Source organism: Burkholderia sp. AW49-1 (assembly GCF_053427845.1).
This window is the reverse complement of the sequence record NZ_JBSAXF010000006.1, coordinates 252951-275989: the sequence shown is the minus strand read 5'-3', so window position 1 is coordinate 275989 and position 23039 is coordinate 252951. Positions and strand designations below refer to the sequence as shown.

Genomic DNA, 23039 nt, shown 5'->3' with positions numbered 1-23039 from the left:
CGAAGGGGAATGACGCAATGAGCATCTTGGGTATCGAGCAGATCACGTACGGTGTCGACGACCTCGCGACGTGCCGGCGCTTTTTCGCCGACTGGGGGCTGAAGGAAGTCGCGCACGACGACACGCGCGCACGCTTCGAAACGCTGAACGGCTGCACCGTGCTGGTCGTCAAGGCCGACGATCCGTCGCTGCCGCCCGCGTTCGAGGCGGGTCCGACGCTGCGCGAAGTCACGTGGGGCGTCGCGACGCAGCAGGAAGTCGACGCGTTGCGCGCGAAGCTGGCCGGCCAGCCCGGCTATTACGCGCAGGACGATGCGGTCGGGTGCATCGACCCGAACGGCATGGCGATCCGCATCGAGGTGACGCGCAAGCGCGCGCTCGACATCACCGGCTCGCCGTCGAACGTGTGGGGCCGGACGGCGCGGGTCGACCAGCCGAGCCCGATCTATGCGCGCGCCGAGCCGGTCGAGGTCGGCCACGTCGTGTTCTTCACGAACTGCCTCGACGCGCAGGAAAAGTTCTATCACGAGCTGCTCGGCTTCGAGACGTCGGATCGCTATCCGGGCCGCGGCGCGTTCATGCGCTGCGCGCCGCACGGCGGCCACCACGACCTGTTCCTGCTCGCGTTGCCGAACGGAAAGCGCGGCCTGAACCACGTCGCGTTCACCGTGCGCGATATCCACGAAGTGTTCGGCGGCGGCATGCACATCGACCGCTGCGGCTGGGAAACGCAACTCGGCCCGGGGCGTCATCCGGTGTCGTCCGCGTACTTCTGGTACTTCCAGAATCCGGCCGGCGCATTGATCGAGTACTACGCGGACGAGGACGTGCTGACGCCCGAATGGCAGCCGCGCGAATTCGAGCCGGGCCCGACCGTGTTCGCCGAATGGGCCGTCGACGGCGGCCTCGACGGCAACACGCGCCGGCAGAAGAACGCGAAGGCACCGGAAGGCAAGTTCATGACGGAGCGCAAATCATGACCGAAGCGAATACGCGGGAGCAGCCCGCGCCGGGGACGGTCGTCGTGGTCGGCGGCGGCCAGGCCGCCGGCTGGGTGCTGAAGACGCTGCGCGCGGAAGGATTCGCGGGTCGCCTCGTGATGATCGCCGACGAGCCGCACCTTCCGTACGAGCGCCCGCCGCTGTCGAAAGCCGTGCTGGCGGGCGATGCCGACATCGAAACGGTGCGCGTCGTGCGCCCGGACGAATTCGACGCGCTGAACGTCGAGGCGTGGCAGCCGGAACGCGCAGTGTCGATCGACCGTGCGCGCCGCGTGGTGAAGACTGAAGGCGGCCTCGAGATCGAATACGACCGTCTCGTGATCGCGACCGGCGGCACGTCGCGTCGCTTGCCTGATGCAATCGTCAGGACGCCGAACCTGCACTACCTGCGCACGCTCGACGAAGCGGCCGCGCTCGGCGAGAAGCTGCGTGCGAGCCGGCGCGTGCTCGTGATCGGCGGTGGCTGGATCGGCCTCGAAGTCGCCGCGACCGCACGCAAGCTCGGCGTCGAAGCGGTCGTCGTCGAAGGCGCGCCGCGTCTGTGCGGGCGTTCGGTGCCGCAGATCGTGTCGGACTTCCTGCTCGACCTGCATCGCGCGAATGGTGTCGACGTGCGCCTCGGCGCGGCGCTCGCATCACTCGACGCGCAACCGGACGACGCGTCGAAGGTGCGCGCGACGCTCGCCGACGGCACGACGATCGACGCGGATTTCGCGGTGGCCGGCATCGGCCTCGCGCTGAACGCGACGCTGGCGAGCGACGCGGGCCTGGCGATCGACGACGGCATCGTCGTCGACGAATTCGGCGCGACCAGCGACCCGGCGATCTTCGCGTGCGGTGACGTGGCGAACCATCACAACGGCTGGCTGAAGCGGCGCGTGCGACTCGAATCGTGGGCGAACGCGCAGAACCAGGCGATCGCGGCCGCGAAGGCCGTGCTCGGCGTGCGCGTGCCGTACGCGGAGATTCCGTGGTTCTGGTCCGATCAGTACGACGTGAACCTGCAGATCCTTGGCGATCTGCCGGCCGATGCGCAGCTCGTCGTGCGCGGCGATATCGCCGCGCGACGCGCGACGCTGTTTTTCGTAGGCGATGGGCATGTGAGAGGTGTCATCGCCATCAACAACGCACGCGAGCTCAAGCTCGCACGCAAGTGGATGAACCAGGGCCGGGCAGTGGATACGGAAGCCCTGGCGGACACGACCAAAGCGCTTGCCTGACCGGCGAACGATCCAGGAGACACCCCGCATGAGCACTTTCGACAACGTCGTGGCCGGCAGGGCCACGATGGAAGCTGCCGCCTCCACGCCCGGCGCGATCATCGCGCGGCTCGAGCGGCTTCCGGCCAACGCGATGCAGATTCGCGCACGCGTGCTGATCGGCACCGCCACGTTCTTCGACGGCTTCGACGTGATCACGATCGCGGCGACGCTGCCGCTGCTGATTCACAAGTGGGGGCTGTCGCCGACGCAGATCGGCATGCTGATCGCGTCCGGTGCGATCGGCCAGTTGATCGGTGCGTTCCTGTTTCCCGCGCTCGCCGAAAAGCATGGCCGTGTGAAGGCGATCGCGTGGAGTTCCGCCGTGATCGGCATCACGAGCATCGCGTGCGGTTTCGCGCCGACGTTCGAGGTGTTCGTACTGCTGCGGATTTTACAGGGGCTCGGTCTCGGCGGCGAACTGCCGGTCGCGGCCACGTACATCAACGAAATCACGCGTGCGCACGGCCGCGGCCGCTTCGTGCTGTTGTATGAAATCGTGTTTCCGATCGGTTTGCTGGTGTCGATGGCACTGGGCGCATGGCTCGTGCCGCGGTTCGGCTGGGAGATCATGTACTTCGTCGGCGGGCTGCCGTTGATCCTCGCGCTGGTGCTCACGCATCTCGTGCCGGAATCGCCGCGCTGGCTCGCTTCGCGCGGGCGCCTTTCCGAAGCCGGGCGCGCGGTCGGTGTGTTCGAATCCTCGGTGCGCGGCGAACTGCCTCCGGTCACGCAGGTGGCCGCGTACGACGAGATGGTCCGCCAGCACCCGAAGCGCCGGATGAGCGACCTGTTCAGCGCCGCGTATCGCAAGCGCACACTCGCCGTGGCGACGTTGTGGGCGACCTGCGGGTTCATTCAGTACGGGCTGTCCACGTGGCTGCCGACGATCTACAAGAACTTCTATCACGCCCCGCTGCAGCTCGCGCTGAATCTCGCGGTGATCGGCTCGGTGATGGGCGTGCTCGGTTCGCTCGCGTCCGCATTGCTGGTCGACAAGCTCGGCCGCAAGCCGGTGATCGTGTGGTCGTTCGTGCTGTGCGCGGCGTCGCTGGCGTTCGCGGGCTTCTATCACGCTGCGTCGGTGTATGTCGTCGCGACCTTCTGCTCGCTGTCGCTGGGGCTGATGGCATCCGGCTTCATCACCGCGTACGTCTATACGCCGGAGCAGTATCCGACGAGCATCCGTGCATCGGGCTGCGGGCTCGGCAGCGCGTGGCTGAAGATCGCGTCGTTCGCGGCGCCGATGATCGTGCCGCACGCGATCATCGGCGGCAACCTCGCGCCGGCGTTCTATCTGATCGGCATCGTGCCGCTGATCGCGGCCGTGACCGTTCATTTCGTCGGCATCGAAACGAAGGGGAAAGTGCTCGAAGCGCTGGAAGCGTAAGCGCGGCCGGCCGCAACGGCTGACGTGGAAAGCCCGGACATTGTCCGGGCTTTCTTGCTTTCCGGCGCTCACGTTTTGCCCGCTCGCGAGCGAGCGGCGCGGGTCGTGCGGGTCGTGCGGTGCGAACGAATGTCGCATCGGCATCGTTTCCCGGCGGACTTAGAGTCGAACGGTAGCGAACGCAACGATACCGGGAGGACGACAACGATGGCCAGGAAATTTCCGCTGCATCCCGTGCATCCGGAGCGGATCTGCTGGGGATGCGACAACTACTGCTCGACGCATGCGATGCGTTGCGGCAACGGCTCCAGCCGGACTCAGCACCCTTGCGAACTGCTCGGCGAAGACTGGTATCGATACGGCGACTGGGGCATCGATTGCCCGGACGACGAAAACGACAAGGCAACTACGTCGCCGGCGGGCGGGCAGTCATAGCGACAAGTTGTCCCACCGCATGCGCGCGCTTCCTTGATCTGCGTCACGGTAGCCGACGGTGCGCCGAAACATCATGAAAAAGATGCATAAAACACGCATCTTGAAGCGGGCGAGACGCCCGGCGGCCTGGAACACGCTTCCCGCCGTCGTTCGCGCCGACCCGCGCCCCCCATGATCGAGAAAGGAGAGCACCGTGTTTTGCTATCAATGCGAACAGACCGACCGGACCGGCGCACGGCCCGGCTGCGCATCGGCGAAGGGCAACTGCGGCAAGGACGAGACGACGGCCGATCTGCAGGACCTGCTGGTTCATGCGGTGAAGGGCATCGCGCAGTACGCCGCGATCGCGCGCACGATGGGCGAGCCCGACCGTGAGGCCGACCGCTTCGTGCTGTACGCGATGTTCACCACGCTGACCAACGTGAACTTCCATGCGGCGCGCTTCGTCGCACTGCTGCGCGAAGCGGCGCAGACACGCGATCGCGTGAAGGCCGCGTGCGAAGCGCACGCACGGGCCGCGGGCACGGCCGTGCCGGTGCTGACGGGGCCCGCCGCGTGGCAGCCGGCGGATGATCTGGCCGGCTTGCTGAAGCAGGCGACGCGCGTCGGCATCGCTGCGGGCCTAGACACGGTGGGTGCCGATATCATCGGGCTGCGTGCGCTGGTGCTGTACGGGCTGAAGGGCGTGTGCGCGTATGCGCATCATGCGAAGGTCCTCGGCTACGAACGCGACGACGTTTACGCGGGCGTCGAAGCGGCGCTCGCGTTTCTCGCGAGCGACCCCGACGACGTCAACGCGTTGCTCGCGCAGGCGCTCGAGCTCGGCCGGCTGAACCTGACGGTGATGGAACTGCTCGACAACGCGAACACCGGCCGCTTCGGTGCGCAACAGCCGACCGCCGTGCGCGTGTCGCCGGTGGCCGGCAAGGCGATCCTCGTGTCAGGCCACGATCTCGGCGATCTGCATGCGTTGCTCGAACAGACGGCGGGCACCGGCATCCAGGTCTATACGCACGGCGAAGTGCTGCCGGCTCACGCGTATCCGACGCTGAAGGCATTCCCGCATCTGGCGGGCAACTACGGCGGCGCGTGGCAGGATCAGCAGAGCGATTTCGCGCATTTCCCCGGGCCGATCCTGATGACGTCCAACTGCATCATCGAGCCATTGCCGCAATACCGGCAGCGGATCTTCACGACCGGGCCGGTCGGCTGGCCCGGCGTGCGCCATCTCGAGCATCACGATTTCTCGATGCTGATTCGTGCCGCTCAGGCACTGCCCGGGTTCCCGGCCACCGCGCCGGAGGAGACGATCACGGTCGGGTTTGGCCGGCATGCGGTGCTGGGCGTCGCGGACAAGGTGATCGACGCGGTGAAGGCAGGGCAGATCCGCCACTTCTTCCTGATCGGCGGCTGCGACGGCGCGGCGCCGGGCCGCAACTACTACACCGAGTTCGCGGAACAGGCACCCGACGACACGGTCGTGATGACCCTCGGCTGCAACAAGTACCGGTTCAACCGGCACGCGTTCGGCGATATCGGCGGCATTCCGCGGCTGCTCGACGTCGGGCAGTGCAACGACAGCTATTCCGCGATCCGGATCGCGACCGCGCTCGCCGATGCGTTCGAATGTGGCGTGAACGACCTGCCGCTGTCGCTCGTGATCTCGTGGTTCGAACAGAAGGCGGCCGCGGTGCTGCTGACGCTGCTCGCGCTCGGCATCCGCAACATCCGGCTCGGGCCGTCGCTGCCGGCGTTCATCACGCCCGGCGTGCTCGCGGTACTGGTCGATCAGTTCGGAATCCAGCCGATCGGCGAGGCGGGCACGGATCTGGCCGCGGCGCTCGCGCGCAAGGCAGCATGAACGGGATCGTCCGATGAGCTACCGGATCGAGATCACGACGCGCGACGGTGCGCCGTTCGGCTTCGACTGCGAGCCCGGCCAGGATCTGCTCGCGGCGGCGGCGGAGGCAGACATCACGCTGCCGTCGCAATGCCGGCGCGGCAGCTGCGGCGCCTGCCAGGCGACCGTCGTCGACGGCCCGTACGAGATGCGGGACCACAGCGCCGACGCATTGCCGGCCGGCCGGCCCGGCGCGGTGTTGCTGTGCAGGACGACGCCACGCGGCGATCTGCGGGTCGCCGTGCCGTACGACGGCTCCAAGGTGCTGCTGAAGCCGGTGCCCGTGCGTACCGCGCGGATCGCGGCGCTCGATACCATCGCGCGGGACACGCTGCGCGTCGAGCTGCAGATCGAGCCCGACGACGCGTTCGGCGCAGCCGCGGAGTTCGAAGCCGGCCAGTTCGCGGAACTGGAGGTGCCGGGTAGCGGTTTGCGCCGGCCATATTCGCTCGCGAATACGAGCAACTGGGACGGCCGCCTGGAATTCCTGATCCGGCTGCGGCCGGGCGGCTCGTTCTCGACTTATCTGCGCGAGCGCGCGCGGCACGGTGACCCGCTGACCGTGCGCGTGCCGATGGGCGGATTCGGCCTGTTCGCGGACAGCCTGCGGCCGCCCTGGTTCGTCGCGGGCGGCACGGGGCTGGCGCCGGTCCTGTCGATGCTGAGGCGCATGGCCGAGTATCAGGAGATCGGCGACGCGCGTCTGTTCTTCGGCGTCAATGAGGAAAGCGAACTGTTCATGCTCGACGAGCTGGAGAGATTGCAGGCCGAGTTGCCGCAACTGCGGGTCGACTTGTGCGTATGGCGGCCGGGGACGGAATGGGCCGGGTTCCGCGGGACGCCGGTCGATGCGTTGCGCGCGGCGCTCGCTCAGGCCGAAATGCTGCCGGATGTGTACGTATGCGGGCCGCCGCCGCTCGTCGAGCGCGCACGGGAAGTTGCCGTTGCGGCCGGCGTGCCGGATGCGCAATTCGCGAGCGAGCGATTCACCGTGTGAAGCGCGTGCCGCGCGTCGCGGTGACGCGGGCGCGGTGCCCATCCGACGAGCGGCTTGCCGGATGGCGCGGTCGAACGTACTCTTTGTCGATACCCCGGCACACCAGCAGGTTATCCACCATGCAAGCCCATCCTCTGCGTCTTTCCCCCGGTGACGATCTGCGCGCGTCGATCGAGCAGGCGTTGCGTCGGCTCGACGCACACGCGGCATTCGTGATCCAGGGGATCGGCAGCCTGAATGTCGCGCAGCTTCGCTTTGCCGGCGTCGACGCGCCGACCGAACTGCGCGGCGACCTCGAGATCCTGACGCTGGCCGGTTCAGTCTCGCCGGACGGCGCGCATCTTCATATGTCGGTGTCCGACGCGAACGGCCGCGTATCGGGCGGACATGTCGCGAGCGGCTGCGTGGTGCGGACGACCGCCGAGATCCTGCTCGTGCTGTTGCCCGCACATCGTTTCTCCCGTGAACCCGATGCAGGGACCGGGTTCAACGAGCTGGTGATTCGTCTGGAGTCCGGTTGATCGTGCGCACGGTCCGGCGCACGTGACCGATGCGGCTTACCCCGGCACGAACACCCCCATCGCCGCGATCGCCATCGCGAGCGTCGCGGCCCAGCCGCCCCACGCCAGCGCGCCCGTCACGGCAAACTTGCCCATGATGCGTCGGCTGCCGGCCATCAGCATCATCACGACCATGATCGGAACGGCGGTCACGCCGTTGATGACCGCACTCCAGTAGAGCGCGCGGATCGGGTCGAAATGCATGAACGTGATCGCGACGCCGCCGACGATCGCCAAGGCGATCACCGCATAGAATTCGGGCGCGACGCCGAGCCGCAGCGCGAGGCTGTTGCGCCAGCGAAAGCTGCCCGCGGCCGCATAGGCGGCCGAGCCGGCGAGCACCGGCAACGCCAGCAGGCCGGTGCCGACGATCCCGAGCGCAAACAGGATGTACGCGAAGTGCCCGGCAATGGGCTCGAGCGCGCGCGCGGCGTCGGCGGACGTCTTCACTTCGATGTGGTGCATGTTGAGCGTGGCCGCTGCCGTCAGCGTGATGAAGAACGCAATGACGTTCGATACGCCCATGCCGACCCAGGTATCGAAGCTGATTCGCCGCAACTGCGCGGGTGCCTGATGCGGTGCGCGCCGCAATGCGTGCTGGCTCGGCTCCGCATGCAACTCCTCGACTTCCTGCGACGCCTGCCAGAAAAACAGATATGGGCTGATCGTGGTGCCGAGCACCGCGATGACCGTGGTCAGATAGGGGGCGGTGAACTGGATATGCGGCCGCACGATCGCGCGGCCGACGTCGCCCCAATGGACGGGCACGATGAGCGCCACCGCGACATACGCGAGCAGGACCAGCGCGATCCATTTGAGCAGACGCGCATAGCGGTCGTACGGCACGAAAATCTGCAGCACGACCGACACGCCGCCCAGGCAGACGACATAGAGTTCCTGAGGGCCATGCAGCAGAAGATTGACCGCCGCGCCCATGGCCGACAAGTCAGCCGCGATGTTGATCACGTTCGCGATCAACAGCAATGCCACGGCGCCGTAGAGCAGCCATGGCGGATAGTGCGCGCGCATGTTCGACGCGAGGCCCTTGCCCGTCACGCGGCCGATGCGCGCGCTGACCAGCTGGATCGCCGTCATCAGCGGATAGGTCAGCAACAATGACCAGAGCAGTTCGAGTCCGAACTGCGCGCCCGCCTGCGAATATGTTCCGATGCCTGACGGATCGTCGTCGGCGGCACCGGTGACGAGGCCCGGCCCGAGGCGCCGGAGCCACGTTGCCGCGCGCGGACGAGGCTGCGCGGTACCGAGGGACTCATTGTCGTTCATGTCGGCGGCACGTTAGGAGGAGCAATCGAGCCGCAATCGGCGTGCCCGGCCGGGCGATGCGTTTCGAATGCCGAACGCGGCGCCGCAGAAAACCGGCCGGGCCGTTCTTGGAAGCGGGGAGGCGGGGGAATACGGACTGCGCGCGTGAACGCGTGCGGCCGGACTGCGGCGCAGGGACGCGGCAGGGGTAATGAGCGCTGGCGTCAACGCCTTGGCGTGCTCGGCGTGCCGCATCGTCCGCTCGACGGTTGCATCGAGCGACGGATTGACCGCATATCGGCGGCTATCGGCGGCCCGTCAGCGCCGGCGGTGGGAATTCAAAAGACCGAAAGCACTGGGCGTGGTCGTCGCCGGGTCGGGGGCCCGGCATGAGCGCAACCGGCCGGGGCGCGCCCGTTCGGCGTCAGCGAGCCGCCGTCGCAACATCCCGATTGCCGCGACCGGTCACCAGGCAGCCGGACATGAACGCCTCGCTCTGGCTGCTGGCGGCCGCGTTGCCGAAGCCGCGGCTGAGCGCGTCGTATTTCACCTGCTGGGCGCCCTGCGAGCACGCCATCGGGCTGGCGTCGCGGCCTTGCGCGTGCAGCAGTGCCCGATCGCCGATCAGATAGGCCAGCAGCGCGAAAAAGGCGATGTGCACCACTCGTCTCATGATTCGTCTCCTTGTTACCCAAGCGTAACGCGGACACGTTTCGGGAAGCACTTGGGGCTTCCCCCGGTAAACGTCTGCGGAAATGGCGGCAGGCCGCGGCGCTCGCATCCCGTTTTTTTCCCACGCGAACGAGAAAAGGAGCGGTGGCCGGCCGCACCGGCGCGCGATTGACGCGAGTTTGACGAATGTCAGGGTAGGGGCAGGGCGAGACGGTCGCGCCGGCAGTCAAAGCGATAGCATGAATGCATGTTTCAACGGAGCGCGGAGCGCGGCAAGCGATGGGCGCAGCGGCTCCGAACGCAGCTGGTACGTGCCGAACATCGTTATCGAAATAGTGAGGAATCCAAATGCTTAACGTCTCTTCCGTCCTGATCAGTCTCGCGCCGATGTGGGCCATTCTGCTGATTGCATCTTCCGCCGCGGCCTATCTTGTGTTCTGGCGCAAGGTCATCAAGTAAGCGCCGCACCGTTCATCGCACTGCCGTCACCGGCACATTCGAGATCCGCACGAGCCGGTCCATCACGCTGCGACGGAACATCGACAGCATCGCGTGAAACGGATCCTGCCGCGGCGCGACGACGACGATTTCGTCGCAGCCGGTCTCGGCCGCGACGGCCGCGATCGTGTCGGCCACCGGCCCGACCTTCTTCACGATGCTGTACTGGACACCCGCTTCCCGCAACACCCGCTCCGCCATCGCCAGATCGTCGCACGCGAACCTGTCCTCGATCGACTGTAGCCGCGACAGCGGGTGAAACGCCTCGAGGCGCGTCGCCTCGAGCGGCGCCTGCACGTTGATCAGCACGATCTCGGATGCACAGCGTTCGTGATACAGGAAGGTGGCGTGGCGGACGGCCTGCAGCGAGCGGGGTGAATGTCCGACCGGAACCAGCAGTTTGAGCATGGAAAATGCCCCGTAGTCGAGATGTTCCCAGCGTAGTGCGCCGCCGGATCGCGCGACCTAAAGAGATCGGGCGGCCGCGTAAAAATGTCGTCAACGTCCGTCGCCTCGTGTTGCGCCTATTAGAAATATAAGAAATTTAGGTTTATGCGCATAAACGTTTACACCAATCGGCCGGTCGTCAGCCCGACGCTGGCAGTCGAGCGGCACCCCCCGCCGATTTAGTCGAATCCTCAATGAATCGCGGCGGAAAATATCGGAGGTCGAGCATCCGGCGTCGCGTAGAGTAGAGCATCGACCGCGGCGCGGCCTCTTCCCCGTGACATCCCGGCGTCTTGCCGGCCTTTCGGGACGGGCCGCCGGCGCCACCATGCGGCCCGCCATTCCATCCCGGTTCCAGGAGACCTCGCATGCCGCACGGCGCCCCGCAGCTTCTCGCTCCCGCTTCCATCACCGTCGACCCGATCGTTCGTCTGTCGGCCGGCGAGCTCGCGTCGGCGATCCACGGCAAGGCGGTTTCGTGCGTCGAGACGATGCGTGCCTATCTCGATCACATCGAGCGCGTGAACGACGCGGTGAACGCGCTGGTCTCGCTGCGCGACCGCGCCGTGCTGCTCGCCGAAGCCGCGGAAAAGGACGCCGCGCTGGCCCGCGGCGAGTATCACGGCTGGCTGCACGGGATGCCGCAGGCGCCGAAGGATCTCGCGATGACCAAAGGGCTGCGGACGACCTACGGCTCGCCGATCTTCCGCGATAACGTGCCGCAGGCCGACTCGGTCGGCGTCGGTCGATTGCGTGCGGCGGGCGCGATCTTCATCGGCAAGACCAACACGCCGGAATTCGGCCTCGGCTCGCATACGTTCAACGAAATCCACGGCGCGACACGCAATCCGTACGACCTGACGAAGAGCGCCGGCGGCAGCAGCGGCGGCACGGCGGCGGCGCTTGCCGCGCGCATGCTGCCCGTCGCGGACGGCAGCGACTTCGGCGGCTCGCTGCGCAATCCGGCCGCGTTCTGCAACATCTACGGGTTCCGGCCGTCGCAGGGCCGCGTGCCGCGCTGGCCGGGCGTCGACGTGTTCATGCAGCAGCTCGGCATCGAAGGGCCGATGGGCCGCACGGTCGGCGACGTCGCGCAGCTGCTCGCGATTCAGGCCGGCTACGACCCGAACGATCCGCTGTCGCTCGCGGAGGATCCGGCCGTGTTTGCGAAGCCCCTCGACAAGGACCTGAGCGGCGAGCGCATCGCGTGGGTCGGCGACTGGAACGGTTATCTCGCGACCGAGCCGGGCGTGCTCGCGCAGTGCGAAAAGGGCCTCGCGACGCTGCGCGAGATCGGCTGCGACGTCGATGCGGCGCTGCCGGCGTTCGCACCGGAACGCATCTGGCGTTTGTGGCTCACGCATCGGCATCTGTTGTCCGGTGGCGGGCTGCTTGCGCACTATCGCGATCCGTCACGGCGCGCGCTGCTGAAGCCCGAGGCGATCTTCGAGGTCGAAGGGCTGCTCGCGATGCAGGGTGCCGAGGTATTCGACGCGAGCGTCGAGCGCACCGCGTGGCACCAGGCGGTGCTGAACTTCTTCGACCGCTACGACTTCATCGCGGCACCGACCGCGCAGGTGTTCCCGTTCGACGTCGAGCAGCGCTGGCCGAAGGAAATCGCGGGCCGCGAGATGGACACTTACCACCGCTGGATGGAAACGGTCGTGCCGTGGACGCTGGCCGGCTGCCCCGTGATCAGCGTGCCGGTCGGCTTCAACGACGCGGGCCTGCCGATGGGGATGCAACTGATCGGCCGGCCGCGAGCGGACCTCGCGGTGCTGCAGCTCGCGCGCGGCTACGAGCAGGCGGCCGACTGGGTCGACCAGCGTCTGCCGGCGTGGATGGCGGCGTGATGCGTGCCGCGGCGTCGATCGCGGATTCCCGAAACAAGCGCTATTGATGCGGAAAAGGAACGAATCCGGACGCGTGCCCGGCATCGCGCGGCAAACGCCGACGAATGCGCGCGGCGAGTCGGGACGGCCGCGGAATTGCAAGCGGCCGCGGCGCGCGATTTCGTTTCGATGTGTTTCAGTCGTTGCGGCGGCGCGCGACGCGCTTCGACAATATCGGCCTCAATCATTCGGGCACGAGGCAAACAGATGAAGCATATTCGCGTGACGGGCAAGCAGCTGGCATCGGCGGGCATCGCACTCGGCATCTTGCTGGGCGCCAACGGCGCCGCGCATGCGCAGCTCGACCTGCAATCGATCGGCTCGGCGCTGGTCGGCGGCGGGCAGCAACAGGCCGCACCCGCGCAGGGCGGCGTCGCGCAGCTCATGCAGGCATACGTCGGCGCGAATCAGCAGGTGCTGGCCGGCCAGTCGTCGCTCGCGTCGGCGATGGGGCTTACCGGCGCGGCCGGGCAGGCGCAGCAGGCCGCCAGCCTGCTCGGTGGCGGCAACGCGTTGACGCCGGCCGCGCTGTCGCAGATGGGCGGCGCGCAGCAGTCGGTGTCGCAGGCGCTCGGCCAGGCGTTCGCGAGCGGCGGCGCGACGCACGGCCCGATCGACAAGCAGGCGTTCAGCAACGGCCTCGCATCGCTCGGCCAGGGCCTCACGCAGTATTCGCAACTGCAGTCGGGGCTCGGCAATCTCGGTTCGACCAGCGCCGCATCGCTGCTGCAGTCTGGCCTGAATCCGCAGAACATGCAGGCCGCGTCGTATATCGCGCAAAGCGCGCCGGGCCAGTTGCAGTCGCTCGCGTCGACGCTCAGCCAGGCCGTGCAGTTCGCGACGAGCCAGGGCATTTCGGTGCCGGCGGTCGCGTCGTCCGCGCTGAAGCTGCTGCCGTAACGTTGCCGCGAACCGCGCCGCGGTGCCGGCGGCGCGCGCGGATCCGGGATGGCCCTGCACAACATGGGGATATCGCGCGATGCTATCGTTGCGTGTTCCCCGTTCCCGGTGCCGGTTCATGACTGACTCGTTCGACCTCCCGCGCTATTTCGCCCGCATCGGCTACGACGGCCCGGCCGAGCCGACGCTCGACGTGCTGCGCCGGCTGCATTTGCTGCACCCGCAGGCGATTCCGTTCGAAAACCTCAATCCGCTGACCGGCGCGCGTGTCGCGCTCGACCTGCCCGCGATCGTCGACAAGGTGGTCGGGCGCCGCCGCGGCGGCTACTGCTTCGAACTCAACAAGCTCTTCTACACCGCGCTCACGACGATCGGTTTTCGCGTGACGCCGCTGATCGCGCGCGTGCGCTGGATGCGGCCGCCCGAGATCGTCACCGCGCAGACGCACATGCTGCTGCGCATCGATCTCGACGGCGCGGGGTGGCTCGCGGACATCGGCTTCGGCAGCGCGACGCTGACCGCGCCGCTGCGCTTCGTGCCGGGTGAGCGGCAGATGACGCCGCACGGCGCGTTTCGTGTCGTCGGCGCGCCGGTCGACGGCGAGTTCGACATGCAGTTCGAGATCCCCGACGGCTGGCAGACGACTTACCGCTTCTCGCTGAAACCGGCCGAGTGGATCGATTACGACGCCGCGAACTGGTTCACGTCGACCTATCCCGAATCGATTTTCGTGAACGACCTGATTGCCTGCCGCGTGCTGCCAGACGGCCGCGCGGCGCTGTTCAACACCGTGCTGACGCTGCGCGACGCGGCGGGCGCGGGGCGCACCGTCACCTTCGACGACGCGGCCGCGTGGGGCGCGTGCCTGCGCGACACGATCGGCATCGATACGACCGGCTTCGATCTCGATGCGCTGTTCGCGCGGGTGGCGGCGCGGGCGAACTCGATATAAACACGTTGGAGCGGCGGCGTGGGCGGGCGCCGATGTCCGCCGCGCCGCCGGTTCCGGTTTCCTGATTGACATTTGCTAGGTTGCTAGCATACTAGTTCGCATGACCGACGAAGAAGTGAAGCAATTCAACGTGTATCTGCCGCTGAGCCTGATCCGGCAGGTCAAGCATCGCGCCATCGAAACGGAGCAGTCGCTGTCCGCGCTGGTGGCCGACGCATTGCGCGCGTATCTGGCGGCTCCGCAGTCGGGGGCCGGCCCGTCCACCACGGAGGAGTGACATGTCATCCGAGCGAATCGAAGCCGTGTACCTGACGACGCACAACTGGGGCAAGTCCGCGAAGTTCTTCCAGGCGCTGGGCTTCACGCTGGAATTCGAAACCGATCACAACTCGGGCCGGCTGAGAAATGGCGACGGCCCGTTTCTGTTCATCGCCGAAGTGCCGGCCGGCGAGACGCCGGACATGCAGGTCGTGCTGAAGGTGCCCGACGAGCAGGCGGTCCGGCCGCAGCCGATCGTCGACGTGGTCACGCCGTTCGAGGATACGCACTGGGGCACGCGCGACATGACCGTGCGTGATCCCGACGGCCGCGTCTGGCGCCTTCAGGCACCGGGCAAGCCGAGCGCATGAGGCTGCGGCAATGACCGACCTCCATCATGACGCCCCCGACAGCACCGCCGCACGCGTCGCGCTGTGGCGCGCGCTGCACGTCGAACTCGATGCGCCGCCACACGTGCTCGCCGACGAAGTCGGCCTGCGCCTGCTCGCGCCCGCGCCCGGCTGGCAGCAGCGCGGCGACATGGATCCACGGTTCACGCGGCCGTTTCGCGCATCGATCGTCGCGCGGGCGCGCTTCATCGAGGATCTCGTCATCGAGCAGGCCGCGCGGGGCGTGAGCCAGTACGTGATCCTCGGCGCGGGCCTCGACAGCTTCGTGCAGCGGCGGCCCGGGATGGCGTCGCGCCTGACTGTCTTCGAGGTGGATCCGCCCGCGCCGCAGGCGTGGAAGCGTCGCCGGCTGACCGAGCTCGGCTTCGGCGTGCCGGACTGGTTGCGGTTCGTGCCAGTCGATTTCGAGGCGAAGCAATCTTGGCGCGACGGGCTCGTGCGCGCGGGCTTCGATCCGGGCAAGCCGGCCGTCGTCGTGTCCACCGGCGTCAGCATGTACCTGACGCGCGACGCGAATGCGGCGGCGTTGCGCGAAGTCGCGTCGCTCGCGCCGGGTTCGACGTTCGCGATGACGTTCCTGCTGCCGCTTGAGCTTGCCGATCCGGACGTGCGTCCGGGGCTCGAAATGGCCGCGAAAGGCGCGCGCGCGAGCGGCACGCCGTTCATCAGCTTCTTCATGCCGGCGGAGATCCGCATGCTCGCGACGGAGGCCGGCTTCGCGCGGGCCGAGCACGTGTCGGCCGCGGAGCTTGCACGTCGCTACTTCGCCGATCGCACAGACGGCCTGCGCCCGCCGGACAACGCGGAAGAGTTGCTCGTCGCGACGGTGTGATCCCGGCGCGACCCGGGGTCACCCGTCACGCGCGTTCGAGCACGGCCATCTCGCGCACGACCACCAGCAGCACCGCGAGGCTCGCGCCGCCCGAAGCGCGCAGGTCGGCGAGCAGGTGCTCGTAGCGCTGCAGCGCGGCTTCGCGGCGCTCGCGCCACGAATGGACGATCGTCTCGGGCGCGGTCGAGTCGGCCGATTCCGCGAGCGCGCTGGTGGCGAGCGTGCGCTTGAGCCGCGCGACTTCCGCGAGCGCGGCCGCGCGCGCCAGCATGTCCCAGTGCGTCGGGGTCGGCAGCGTGGCCGCGCGTTCGCCGATCCACCCGTAGTTCAGCAGCGTGCCGAGCGAGAAGTAGACGCCCGCGACCAGTTCGAGGCTGCGATCGCAGGTCGCAGCCACTTCGGCGATGTCGAGCAGCGCGGCGGAGATGTCGCCGCTCGCGACGCGCACCGCGAGCGCGCTGTCGACGCCGGCATCGACCAGCACGCGCTGCCGCTCGGACAGCGCTTCCAGATCGTCGGCCGGCAGCAGCGACGGCAATTGCGGCGCGATGCGCTGCACCGCGTCGCGGCAGCGCGCGATCAGTCCGGCGATGCCGCCGTCGGCCACCGCGCCCGACTGCAGCTGCCGCAGGAACCACAACGCCGCGCGTTCCAGCAGCCGCGCGACGTCGACGAACATGCGCGCCTGCACGTCGTCGGCGACGCGGTTGTCGAGTGCGTCGATGTCGCGCCATACCGCATCGAGATCGAACACGTCGCGCGCCATGAGGCAGGCGCGCACGATGTCGCCCGGCTTCGCGTCGGTTTCTTCCATCAGCCGGTGCACGAACGCGCAGCCGACCCGATTGACGAGCGCGTTGGTCAGGTGCGTCGCGAGGATCTCGCGGCGCAGCGGGTGGCGATGCATCGGTTCGCTGAAGCGCTGCTGCAGCGGCTTCGGGAAATAGTCGACGAGCATCGCGGCGACGAGCGGATCCTCGGGCACGTCGGATTCGAGCAGCGCGTCGTACAGCCACATCTTGCTGTAGGCGAGGAGCACCGCGCGCTCCGGCGACGTGAGGCCCTGCTTCGCGGCCTGCCGCTCGGCGATCTCGTCGTCGGTCGGCAGGAACTCGATCACGCGGTTCAGGCGGCCCGCGCGTTCGAGCCAGCGCATCAGGCGCGCCTCGGCGTCGAGCAGCTCGACGCCGTAGCGGCCCGCGATCGACAGCGCCTGCGTCTGGTAGTAGTTGTCGCGCAGCACGAGCAGCCCGACTTCATCGGTCATTTCCGCAAGCAGGGCATTGCGCTGCTTCTCGGTCATCTCGCCGTCGGCGACGACGAGCCCGAGCAGGATCTTGATGTTGACTTCGTGATCCGAACAATCGACGCCGGCCGAGTTGTCGATCGCATCGGTGTTGATGCGGCCGCCGCGCTGCGCGAACTCGATGCGGCCGAACTGCGTGCAGCCGAGGTTGCCGCCTTCGCCGACGACCTTGCAGCGCAGGTCCGCACCGTTTACGCGTACCGCGTCGTTCGCGCGATCGCCGACCTGCTGGTGGGTTTCGCGCGCGGCCTTCACGTAGGTGCCGATGCCGCCGTTGTACAGCAGGTCGACCGGCGCCTGCAGGATCGCGCGGATCAGCTCGGTCGGCGGCAGTGCGTGCGCATCGATGCCGAGCGCGGCCTGCACGGCTGGCGACAGCGGGATCGTCTTCGCGGTGCGCGGATAGACGCCGCCGCCCGCCGAGATCACGGACGTGTCGTAGTCGGCCCAGCTCGAGCGTTCGAGCGCGAACATCCGCTGGCGCTCCGCGAAGCTCGTCGCCGGGTCGGGGTTCGGGTCGAGGAACACGTGCCGGTGATCGAACGCCGCGACGAGCCGAATATGTGGCGACAGCAGCATTCCGTTGCCGAACACGTCGCCCGACATGTCGCCGACACCGACCACGGTGAAGTCGGTCGTTTGCGTGTCGACGCCCATCTCGCGGAAGTGCCGCTTCACCGATTCCCAGGCGCCGCGCGCAGTGATCGCCATCTTCTTGTGGTCGTAGCCGACCGAGCCGCCGGACGCGAATGCATCGTCGAGCCAGAAGCCGTATTCGTGCGAGATCGCGTTCGCGTAGTCGGAGAACGTGGCCGTGCCCTTGTCGGCCGCGACGACGAGATACGGATCGTCGGGGTCGTGCCGCACCACGTCGGGCGGCGGCACGATTGCGTTGCCGGCGAGATTGTCGGTCAGGTCGAGCAGGCCGCGCAGGAACGTCTGGTAGCACGCGATGCCCTCGCGCATCCACGCTTCGCGATCGCTCGACGGCGGCGGGTTCTTCACGACGAAGCCGCCTTTCGAGCCGACCGGCACGATCACGACGTTCTTCACCATCTGCGCCTTCATCAGCCCGAGCACCTCGGTGCGGAAGTCCTCGCGACGGTCGGACCAGCGCAGCCCGCCGCGCGCGACGCGCCCGCCGCGCAGGTGCACGCCCTCGACGCGCGGCGAGTACACCCAGATCTCGAACATCGGCTTCGGTTCGGGCAGGCCGGGCACCTTCGCGGGATTGAACTTGAACGACAGATACGGCTTCGATTCGCCGTTCGCGTCGTGCAGGAAATAGTTGGTGCGCACGGTCGCGTTGATCACGCCGAGGAACTGGCGCAGGATCCGGTCCTCGTCGAGGTTGGGGACCTGGTCGAGCGCCGTCTCGATCGCCTTCAGCACGCGTTCGACCTGCACGTCGCGCGTGCCGCCGGTGGCCGGGTCGAAGCGCAGCAGGAACAGCTCGACGAGCTGCCGTGCGATCGCCGGGTTGCCGGTCAGCGCGCGCTCGATGTACGCGTCGCTGAAGGTCGAGCCGACCTGCCGCAGGTATTTCGCATACGCGCGCAGGATCGTGACCTCGCGTGCGCTCAGGTGCGCGCGCAACACGAGACGGTTGAAATCGTCGTTCTCGATCCGGCCGCTCCAGATGCGGTCGAACGCGTCCTCGAACAGGCCCTTCACGCGCTCGATGTCGAATTCGGTATCGTCCGCGAGTTCAAGGCCGAAGTCGTGCACCCATGCGGGCGCGGCATCCTGCGTCTGAATCCGGTACGGCCGCTCCTCGTCGACGCGCACGCCGAGATGCTCGAGCATCGGCAGGCTGCGCGACAGCGCGATCGGGTCGCCCGCGCGATACACCTTGAAGCGGAACGCGCGCGCCTCGGCCTCGATCGGGCGATACAGGTTCATCGCGAGCTGGCCCGACTCCTTCACGCGCTCGATCAGTTCGATGTCGCGCACAGCCGTGCGCGCCGGGTAGTCGTCGCGATAGCCGGCCGGGAACGAGTCCGCATAGCGCTGCAGGAGGCGGTTGCCTTGTTCTTCTCCGAAGGCGTCGAGCAGCGCGTCGGCGAGATCGTCCTGCCAGCGGCGCGTGACCTGCACGAGCCGCGTTTCGAGCTCGCGCGTGTCGACGTCGGGCATCGTGCCCGGTTCCGCATGGACGACGAAATGAATTCGCGCGATCGCCGATTCCGACAGCAGCGGCGTGAACTCGACGTTCACGCCGTTGTACGCGTCGACGAGCAGCTTCGCGATGCGGCGGCGCAGGTCGGTGTTGTACTTGTCGCGCGGCACGAACGCGAGGCACGACACGAAGCGGTCGAAGCGGTCGCGCCGCACGAACAGGCGCGTGCGCTGGTGTTCCTGCAGGCGCAGGATGCCGAGCGCGATGTCGTAGAGCTGGTCTTCGTCGGCCTGGAACAGTTCGTCGCGAGGATAGGTTTCGAGCACCGTCACCAGCGACTTGCCGAGATGTCCCTTCGGCAGGAACCCCGCACGCTTCACGATGTTCGCGCATTTGCGGCGCACGATCGGAATATCGGTGTACGAACCGAAATATGCTGTCGACGTATACAGCCCGATGAAGCGGCGTTCGCCGGTCACCTTGCCGTCCGCGCCGACCAGTTTGACGCCGACATAGTCGAGATAGCCGGGGCGATGCACGGTCGCGCGCGAGTTCGCCTTGGTCACGAAGATTGGCCAGGGGCCGGTGATGATTTCGGCGGCGGCGGGCGGCAGCGGCGTCAGGTCGGGCGTGCCGGGTGCGCGCAGCGATTCGCGCAGCAGGCCGAAGCCGGAGCCTTCGACGCCGCGCAGGCCGAAGCCCGCGCCGTCCGACACGAGCGCGTAGTCGCGCTGGCCGAGGAACGTGAAGTGATCGGCGGCCATCCATTCGAGGAACGCGCGCGCCTCGATGTCTTCCGCGGTGGATTCGCGGGCCTTCATGTCCTTGATCGTCGCGCGCGCGATGTCGACGATCTTCGGCCAGTCCTCGACCGACGCGCGCACGTCGCCGAGCACGCGCGCGATGTCGCCGCGCAGCGTGTCGAGCAGCGCGGCGTCGCCGCAACGGTCGACTTCGAAGTGAATGAACGATGCGAGCTGCGACTGGCCGTCGCCGGGCGTTGCGCCACCGGCGTCGACGCGCTCGATCCCGCCGTTGCCGCCGCGCCAGATGCGGAACACCGGATGCAGCGCGGAATGCAGCGCGAGCCCGAGGCGATTGACGGCCATCGTCACCGAGTCGACCAGGAACGGCATGTCGTCGTTGACGATCTCGATCACCGTGTGGTCCGAGTGCCAGCCGTGCTGTTCGAGGATCGGGTTGTAGACGCGCAGCCGCTCGCTGCCGGGCACGAATTTCTGGGCGGTCTGCCAGTGCGCCATCGCGGCACCGTAGAGGTCGGCGATGCTGCGATTCTGCAGATCATCGGCGTCGACGAAATCGTAGTAATGACGCAGGAACGGTTCGACGATCCGGAACGTGGCTTCGGGCAGGCGCCCGCGCGCGAATTCGACGACATCGGAGAGCAGGTGTGCGACGACTTCCTCGTTCTTCGCTTCCATGGCGGTCTCCCGGGTGGCCATTGGCTGCTGCGTGTGTTCGGCATTATGCGCCGATTGATGTGCCGGTTGCGTGACGAAGCGATGTGCGGCCGCACAACGCGGAGCAGGGAGGGGCGGCCGCATGCGACGCCGGTAGCGGGCGTCCGTGGCCGGGAGCCGGCGGCCTCACCTCGCGGCGACGCGCGTTGAGCGGACTCATGAAGTCGAGCAGCATCGTGGTCGGCAGCGGCGACACGAGTTCGCGGCAGGCGACGAATTCGTGTCGCGGGCGGGTTTCGTCGACCTGCCGAAGCGATCGATCCAGTTGCGCACCGATCGAAAGAAACACGTCGTTCAGTGAGGCGGCAATACGCAGCGCGTCGATCACGCGGTTGCCCTGGCACGCCGCGTCGCGCGGCGCGTGCGTCCGGATGTCGCCACAAGGTCACCACAATTCGAACGCACGTCGCCAGGCAGCTTCCACCGGCGCCGAACTTGCCGGTATCAGCGCTCGTCGCTCCACAGCTTGCCGGCCGTCGCCCAGTTTTCCTTCTTCACGTCGGCGAGGATGATGTCGACCGAGCCCGGGTCGCAACCGAGCGTCTCGCACGTGACGCGCGTGATCGCTTCGACGAACGCGCGCTTCTGCTCGACCGTGCGGCCTTCGAACAACTGGATATTGAAAGTCGGCATGACTGAACGCTCCGATGGTTGGGGGTGAACGATTCGTCGGGAGAGTGGCGAAGGTGCCGTCAGTCGCGATACGACGGATCGATCCGGTCGAGGCGGCGCAGCAGCGCCGGCCATTCCAGTTCGCCCTCGATCGCGCCGCCGTCGCGCAACTGCTCGGCCGTGCGGTCAGCGACGGCCGGCTCGGGCAGCACGAGCGGCCCGCCGCCTGCCTGCGCGCGTATCTGGATGTCGCAGGCCTTGATCAGCGTATCCATCAACACATACGCCTCGGCAACGGTCCGGCCGACCGTCAGCGTGCCGTGGTTGCGCAACAGCATCGCGGATTTCGCGCCGAGGCTGGCGCTCAGTCGCGCGCCTTCGGCCGGCGAGAACGCGAGCGCCTCGTAGTCGTGATACCCGAGATCGCCGTGAAACCGCATTGCGTGCTGCGACGCGGGCAGCAGCCCGTCGCGCTGGATCGACACGGCGATGCCTGCCGTATCGTGCAGGTGCATCACGCAGACGGCGTCCGGCCGCGCGGTATGCACGGCCGCGTGGAGCGCGAAGCCGGTCACGTTGACCGCGTGCTCACCGTCGCCGATCCGGTTGCCGGACAGGTCGATCTTCACGAGATTCGATGCGCGGACCTCGTCGAACGTGAGGCCGAACGGGTTGATCAGGAAATGCCCGGGCTCGCCGGGCACCATCGCGGACAGATGCGTGTAGATCAGGTCGTCCCAGCCGTTCAGCGCGACGAGGCGATACGCGGCGGCGAGATCGACGCGCAGCCGGTGCTCGGCGTCCGAGATCGGGCCGCCGGGCTTCACGGTGTCAGGACGGTGTGCGAATGACGACATCGGGTTCTCCGAGGGTGAAGCGGCGCGAGACGAGCACCGTGATCCACGACGCGAGCGCGAACGGGGCCGTGAACGCGGGGAGGCCCGCGTGCGTCGCGAGCCACTGGAGCATAGCGGCGAGTGCGGCGGCCGCGAAAGCCGCGTGCGGGCCGCGCGACATCAGCGCGAGCGCGGCGAGCGCACCGTTGAAGCCGAGCAGGCCATCGGCGAACGATGCGCCGTTCGCGCCGGACGCGACCAGCAGCACGGTCGACACGATCGCGCCGCCGAGCGCGAAGGCGGCCGCGCGGCGCGACGCGACGGCGATCCCGGCGACGATCAGCATGCCGGCCCACGGGCCTTGCGCGAAGGTGGTCTGTGCGATGCCCGAAAGCAGCGCATCGGCGATGGAAGGCAGCGTAAGGGGGGCACCTGCCGTCGCGTCGGTCGCATGCTGCGGCGCGACAAACGGTAGCCACAGCGCGGTGATGACAAGGCACGGGCTCGAATACGCGCACTGGCGCCAGCGGGCGAGCGGCGCGCGCATCGCGCGCTGCACGAGTGCCGCGCCGATCGAGACCGCCGGCACCAGCGCGATGGCGGCAAGCGACGACGGGGCGAACAGCACGGCGATCAGCGCGGCGAGCGCGCCGTTGAAGCCGTGAAGCCCCTGTTCGACGTCGCGGCGCTCGGTGCCCGTGAGCACGGCGGTCATGCTGGCGGCGGCCGAGCCGACCAGCGCCGCGGACGCAAGCCGCAAGTCGGTCAGCGCCAGCGCGGCGAGCAGCAGCGCGCCGGTGACTGCATTCGCCTGCAGGACGATCTGCCCGATGCCGCGCAGCAGGGTGCGCAGGTCGATCGACGGCGAGGCAGGGTGGGCGGTAGGCATGGCGGCGGTGGAGCAGGACGAGCCGCGAGCATAGGACACAATTCCGTGCACCGGAATAGGGAATTCTGGATAGTCAGGATTTGTGGCGGATGCCCTGAAATGGGGAATGGCGATGTCTGGGGCACTGCCA

Annotated in this window: 21 protein-coding genes; 13 read left to right on the top strand and 8 right to left on the bottom strand. The window is 67.8% G+C overall.

Translation table 11 applies throughout. The features are described 5' to 3' along the window. Positions 1-17 precede the first annotated feature (17 nt). The 7 genes from ACV22W_RS12920 to ACV22W_RS12890 all read left to right on the top strand — a co-directional run bounded on the left by ACV22W_RS12920 (position 18) and on the right by ACV22W_RS12890 (position 7503). Positions 18-980: a VOC family protein gene (locus ACV22W_RS12920; RefSeq protein WP_059698302.1), complete on the top strand. Its 963-nt coding sequence runs from the start codon at positions 18-20 to the stop codon at positions 978-980. Further along, on the top strand, positions 977-2221 hold the full coding sequence (locus ACV22W_RS12915; RefSeq protein WP_448019635.1) for an NAD(P)/FAD-dependent oxidoreductase: 1245 nt from the start codon (positions 977-979) through the stop codon (positions 2219-2221). The genes ACV22W_RS12920 and ACV22W_RS12915 overlap by 4 nt, the downstream gene beginning before the upstream one ends. A gap of 28 nt (positions 2222-2249) precedes the next feature. Further along, positions 2250-3650, top strand: a complete 1401-nt coding sequence (locus ACV22W_RS12910; RefSeq protein ID WP_448019633.1) for an MFS transporter — start codon at positions 2250-2252, stop codon at positions 3648-3650. A gap of 207 nt (positions 3651-3857) precedes the next feature. Next, positions 3858-4085: a DUF3079 domain-containing protein gene (locus ACV22W_RS12905; protein WP_448019631.1), complete on the top strand. Its 228-nt coding sequence runs from the start codon at positions 3858-3860 to the stop codon at positions 4083-4085. A 193-nt stretch (positions 4086-4278) separates the two neighbouring features. After that, the gene (gene hcp / locus ACV22W_RS12900; RefSeq protein WP_448019630.1) at positions 4279-5946 is read left to right on the top strand and encodes a hydroxylamine reductase; all 1668 of its coding nucleotides are present in this window, start codon (positions 4279-4281) and stop codon (positions 5944-5946) included. Between the two features lie 13 nt (positions 5947-5959). Continuing rightward, positions 5960-6982 carry a 2Fe-2S iron-sulfur cluster-binding protein gene (locus tag ACV22W_RS12895; protein WP_448019628.1) on the top strand — a complete coding sequence of 341 codons (1023 nt, stop codon included), beginning with the start codon at positions 5960-5962 and terminating at the stop codon, positions 6980-6982. A gap of 119 nt (positions 6983-7101) precedes the next feature. Continuing rightward, a complete protein-coding gene (locus ACV22W_RS12890) occupies positions 7102-7503 on the top strand; it encodes a PPC domain-containing DNA-binding protein (protein ID WP_448019627.1) in 402 nt (133 codons plus the stop codon). 36 nt (positions 7504-7539) lie between these two features. Here ACV22W_RS12890 and ACV22W_RS12885 read toward each other — a convergent pair whose 3' ends face one another. The 3 genes from ACV22W_RS12885 to ACV22W_RS12875 all read right to left on the bottom strand — a co-directional run bounded on the left by ACV22W_RS12885 (position 7540) and on the right by ACV22W_RS12875 (position 10383). Then, a complete protein-coding gene (locus ACV22W_RS12885; protein WP_448019626.1) occupies positions 7540-8826 on the bottom strand; it encodes an NRAMP family divalent metal transporter in 1287 nt (428 codons plus the stop codon). Between the two features lie 403 nt (positions 8827-9229). Then, positions 9230-9478 carry an adhesin gene (locus ACV22W_RS12880; RefSeq protein WP_448019624.1) on the bottom strand — a complete coding sequence of 83 codons (249 nt, stop codon included), beginning with the start codon at positions 9476-9478 and terminating at the stop codon, positions 9230-9232. A gap of 470 nt (positions 9479-9948) precedes the next feature. Next, positions 9949-10383: a universal stress protein gene (locus ACV22W_RS12875; RefSeq protein ID WP_448019622.1), complete on the bottom strand. Its 435-nt coding sequence runs from the start codon at positions 10381-10383 to the stop codon at positions 9949-9951. Between the two features lie 407 nt (positions 10384-10790). Between ACV22W_RS12875 and ACV22W_RS12870 the strand changes: the two genes are divergently transcribed. The 6 genes from ACV22W_RS12870 (at position 10791) to ACV22W_RS12845 (ending at position 15666) form a co-directional block, all read left to right on the top strand. Next, positions 10791-12275, top strand: coding sequence for an amidase (locus tag ACV22W_RS12870; RefSeq protein WP_448019621.1), 1485 nt, complete (start codon positions 10791-10793; stop codon positions 12273-12275). A gap of 246 nt (positions 12276-12521) precedes the next feature. After that, the gene (locus ACV22W_RS12865; protein WP_448019620.1) at positions 12522-13214 is read left to right on the top strand and encodes a hypothetical protein; all 693 of its coding nucleotides are present in this window, start codon (positions 12522-12524) and stop codon (positions 13212-13214) included. Between the two features lie 118 nt (positions 13215-13332). Then, positions 13333-14166, top strand: a complete 834-nt coding sequence (locus ACV22W_RS12860) for an arylamine N-acetyltransferase family protein (protein WP_448019618.1) — start codon at positions 13333-13335, stop codon at positions 14164-14166. 100 nt (positions 14167-14266) lie between these two features. Next, positions 14267-14443 carry a ribbon-helix-helix domain-containing protein gene (locus ACV22W_RS12855; protein ID WP_448019616.1) on the top strand — a complete coding sequence of 59 codons (177 nt, stop codon included), beginning with the start codon at positions 14267-14269 and terminating at the stop codon, positions 14441-14443. 1 nt (position 14444) lies between these two features. After that, entirely contained in the window at positions 14445-14795 is a 351-nt protein-coding gene (locus tag ACV22W_RS12850; protein WP_448019614.1) for a VOC family protein, read from the top strand. 10 nt (positions 14796-14805) lie between these two features. After that, complete coding sequence (locus tag ACV22W_RS12845; RefSeq protein ID WP_448019612.1) at positions 14806-15666, top strand: class I SAM-dependent methyltransferase; 861 nt, start codon at positions 14806-14808, stop codon at positions 15664-15666. A 25-nt stretch (positions 15667-15691) separates the two neighbouring features. On the opposite strand, the gene ACV22W_RS12840 is transcribed toward ACV22W_RS12845, so the two are convergent. The 5 genes from ACV22W_RS12840 to ACV22W_RS12820 all read right to left on the bottom strand — a co-directional run bounded on the left by ACV22W_RS12840 (position 15692) and on the right by ACV22W_RS12820 (position 22909). Then, a complete protein-coding gene (locus tag ACV22W_RS12840) occupies positions 15692-20533 on the bottom strand; it encodes an NAD-glutamate dehydrogenase (protein WP_448019610.1) in 4842 nt (1613 codons plus the stop codon). Between the two features lie 43 nt (positions 20534-20576). Next, positions 20577-20900, bottom strand: a complete 324-nt coding sequence (locus tag ACV22W_RS12835; protein WP_448019608.1) for a hypothetical protein — start codon at positions 20898-20900, stop codon at positions 20577-20579. Between the two features lie 116 nt (positions 20901-21016). Further along, positions 21017-21205 (bottom strand): 4-oxalocrotonate tautomerase, encoded by a 189-nt coding sequence (locus tag ACV22W_RS12830; protein WP_014898956.1) that lies wholly within the window; start codon positions 21203-21205, stop codon positions 21017-21019. A 59-nt stretch (positions 21206-21264) separates the two neighbouring features. Next, positions 21265-22041, bottom strand: a complete 777-nt coding sequence (locus ACV22W_RS12825) for a class II aldolase/adducin family protein (protein ID WP_448019606.1) — start codon at positions 22039-22041, stop codon at positions 21265-21267. Continuing rightward, positions 22016-22909 (bottom strand): urea transporter, encoded by an 894-nt coding sequence (locus ACV22W_RS12820; RefSeq protein WP_448019604.1) that lies wholly within the window; start codon positions 22907-22909, stop codon positions 22016-22018. The genes ACV22W_RS12825 and ACV22W_RS12820 overlap by 26 nt, the downstream gene beginning before the upstream one ends. Between the last annotated feature and the right edge of the window lie 130 nt (positions 22910-23039).

Coding starts and splice junctions, on each gene's coding strand:
- ACV22W_RS12920 (WP_059698302.1), top strand. CDS start 18: ATGAGCATCTTGGGTATCGAGCAGATCACGTACGGTGTCGACGACCTC.
- ACV22W_RS12915 (WP_448019635.1), top strand. CDS start 977: ATGACCGAAGCGAATACGCGGGAGCAGCCCGCGCCGGGGACGGTCGTC.
- ACV22W_RS12910 (WP_448019633.1), top strand. CDS start 2,250: ATGAGCACTTTCGACAACGTCGTGGCCGGCAGGGCCACGATGGAAGCT.
- ACV22W_RS12905 (WP_448019631.1), top strand. CDS start 3,858: ATGGCCAGGAAATTTCCGCTGCATCCCGTGCATCCGGAGCGGATCTGC.
- ACV22W_RS12895 (WP_448019628.1), top strand. CDS start 5,960: ATGAGCTACCGGATCGAGATCACGACGCGCGACGGTGCGCCGTTCGGC.
- ACV22W_RS12890 (WP_448019627.1), top strand. CDS start 7,102: ATGCAAGCCCATCCTCTGCGTCTTTCCCCCGGTGACGATCTGCGCGCG.
- ACV22W_RS12885 (WP_448019626.1), bottom strand. CDS start 8,826: ATGAACGACAATGAGTCCCTCGGTACCGCGCAGCCTCGTCCGCGCGCG.
- ACV22W_RS12880 (WP_448019624.1), bottom strand. CDS start 9,478: ATGAGACGAGTGGTGCACATCGCCTTTTTCGCGCTGCTGGCCTATCTG.
- ACV22W_RS12875 (WP_448019622.1), bottom strand. CDS start 10,383: ATGCTCAAACTGCTGGTTCCGGTCGGACATTCACCCCGCTCGCTGCAG.
- ACV22W_RS12870 (WP_448019621.1), top strand. CDS start 10,791: ATGCCGCACGGCGCCCCGCAGCTTCTCGCTCCCGCTTCCATCACCGTC.
- ACV22W_RS12865 (WP_448019620.1), top strand. CDS start 12,522: ATGAAGCATATTCGCGTGACGGGCAAGCAGCTGGCATCGGCGGGCATC.
- ACV22W_RS12860 (WP_448019618.1), top strand. CDS start 13,333: ATGACTGACTCGTTCGACCTCCCGCGCTATTTCGCCCGCATCGGCTAC.
- ACV22W_RS12855 (WP_448019616.1), top strand. CDS start 14,267: ATGACCGACGAAGAAGTGAAGCAATTCAACGTGTATCTGCCGCTGAGC.
- ACV22W_RS12850 (WP_448019614.1), top strand. CDS start 14,445: ATGTCATCCGAGCGAATCGAAGCCGTGTACCTGACGACGCACAACTGG.
- ACV22W_RS12845 (WP_448019612.1), top strand. CDS start 14,806: ATGACCGACCTCCATCATGACGCCCCCGACAGCACCGCCGCACGCGTC.
- ACV22W_RS12840 (WP_448019610.1), bottom strand. CDS start 20,533: ATGGAAGCGAAGAACGAGGAAGTCGTCGCACACCTGCTCTCCGATGTC.
- ACV22W_RS12830 (WP_014898956.1), bottom strand. CDS start 21,205: ATGCCGACTTTCAATATCCAGTTGTTCGAAGGCCGCACGGTCGAGCAG.
- ACV22W_RS12825 (WP_448019606.1), bottom strand. CDS start 22,041: ATGTCGTCATTCGCACACCGTCCTGACACCGTGAAGCCCGGCGGCCCG.
- ACV22W_RS12820 (WP_448019604.1), bottom strand. CDS start 22,909: ATGCCTACCGCCCACCCTGCCTCGCCGTCGATCGACCTGCGCACCCTG.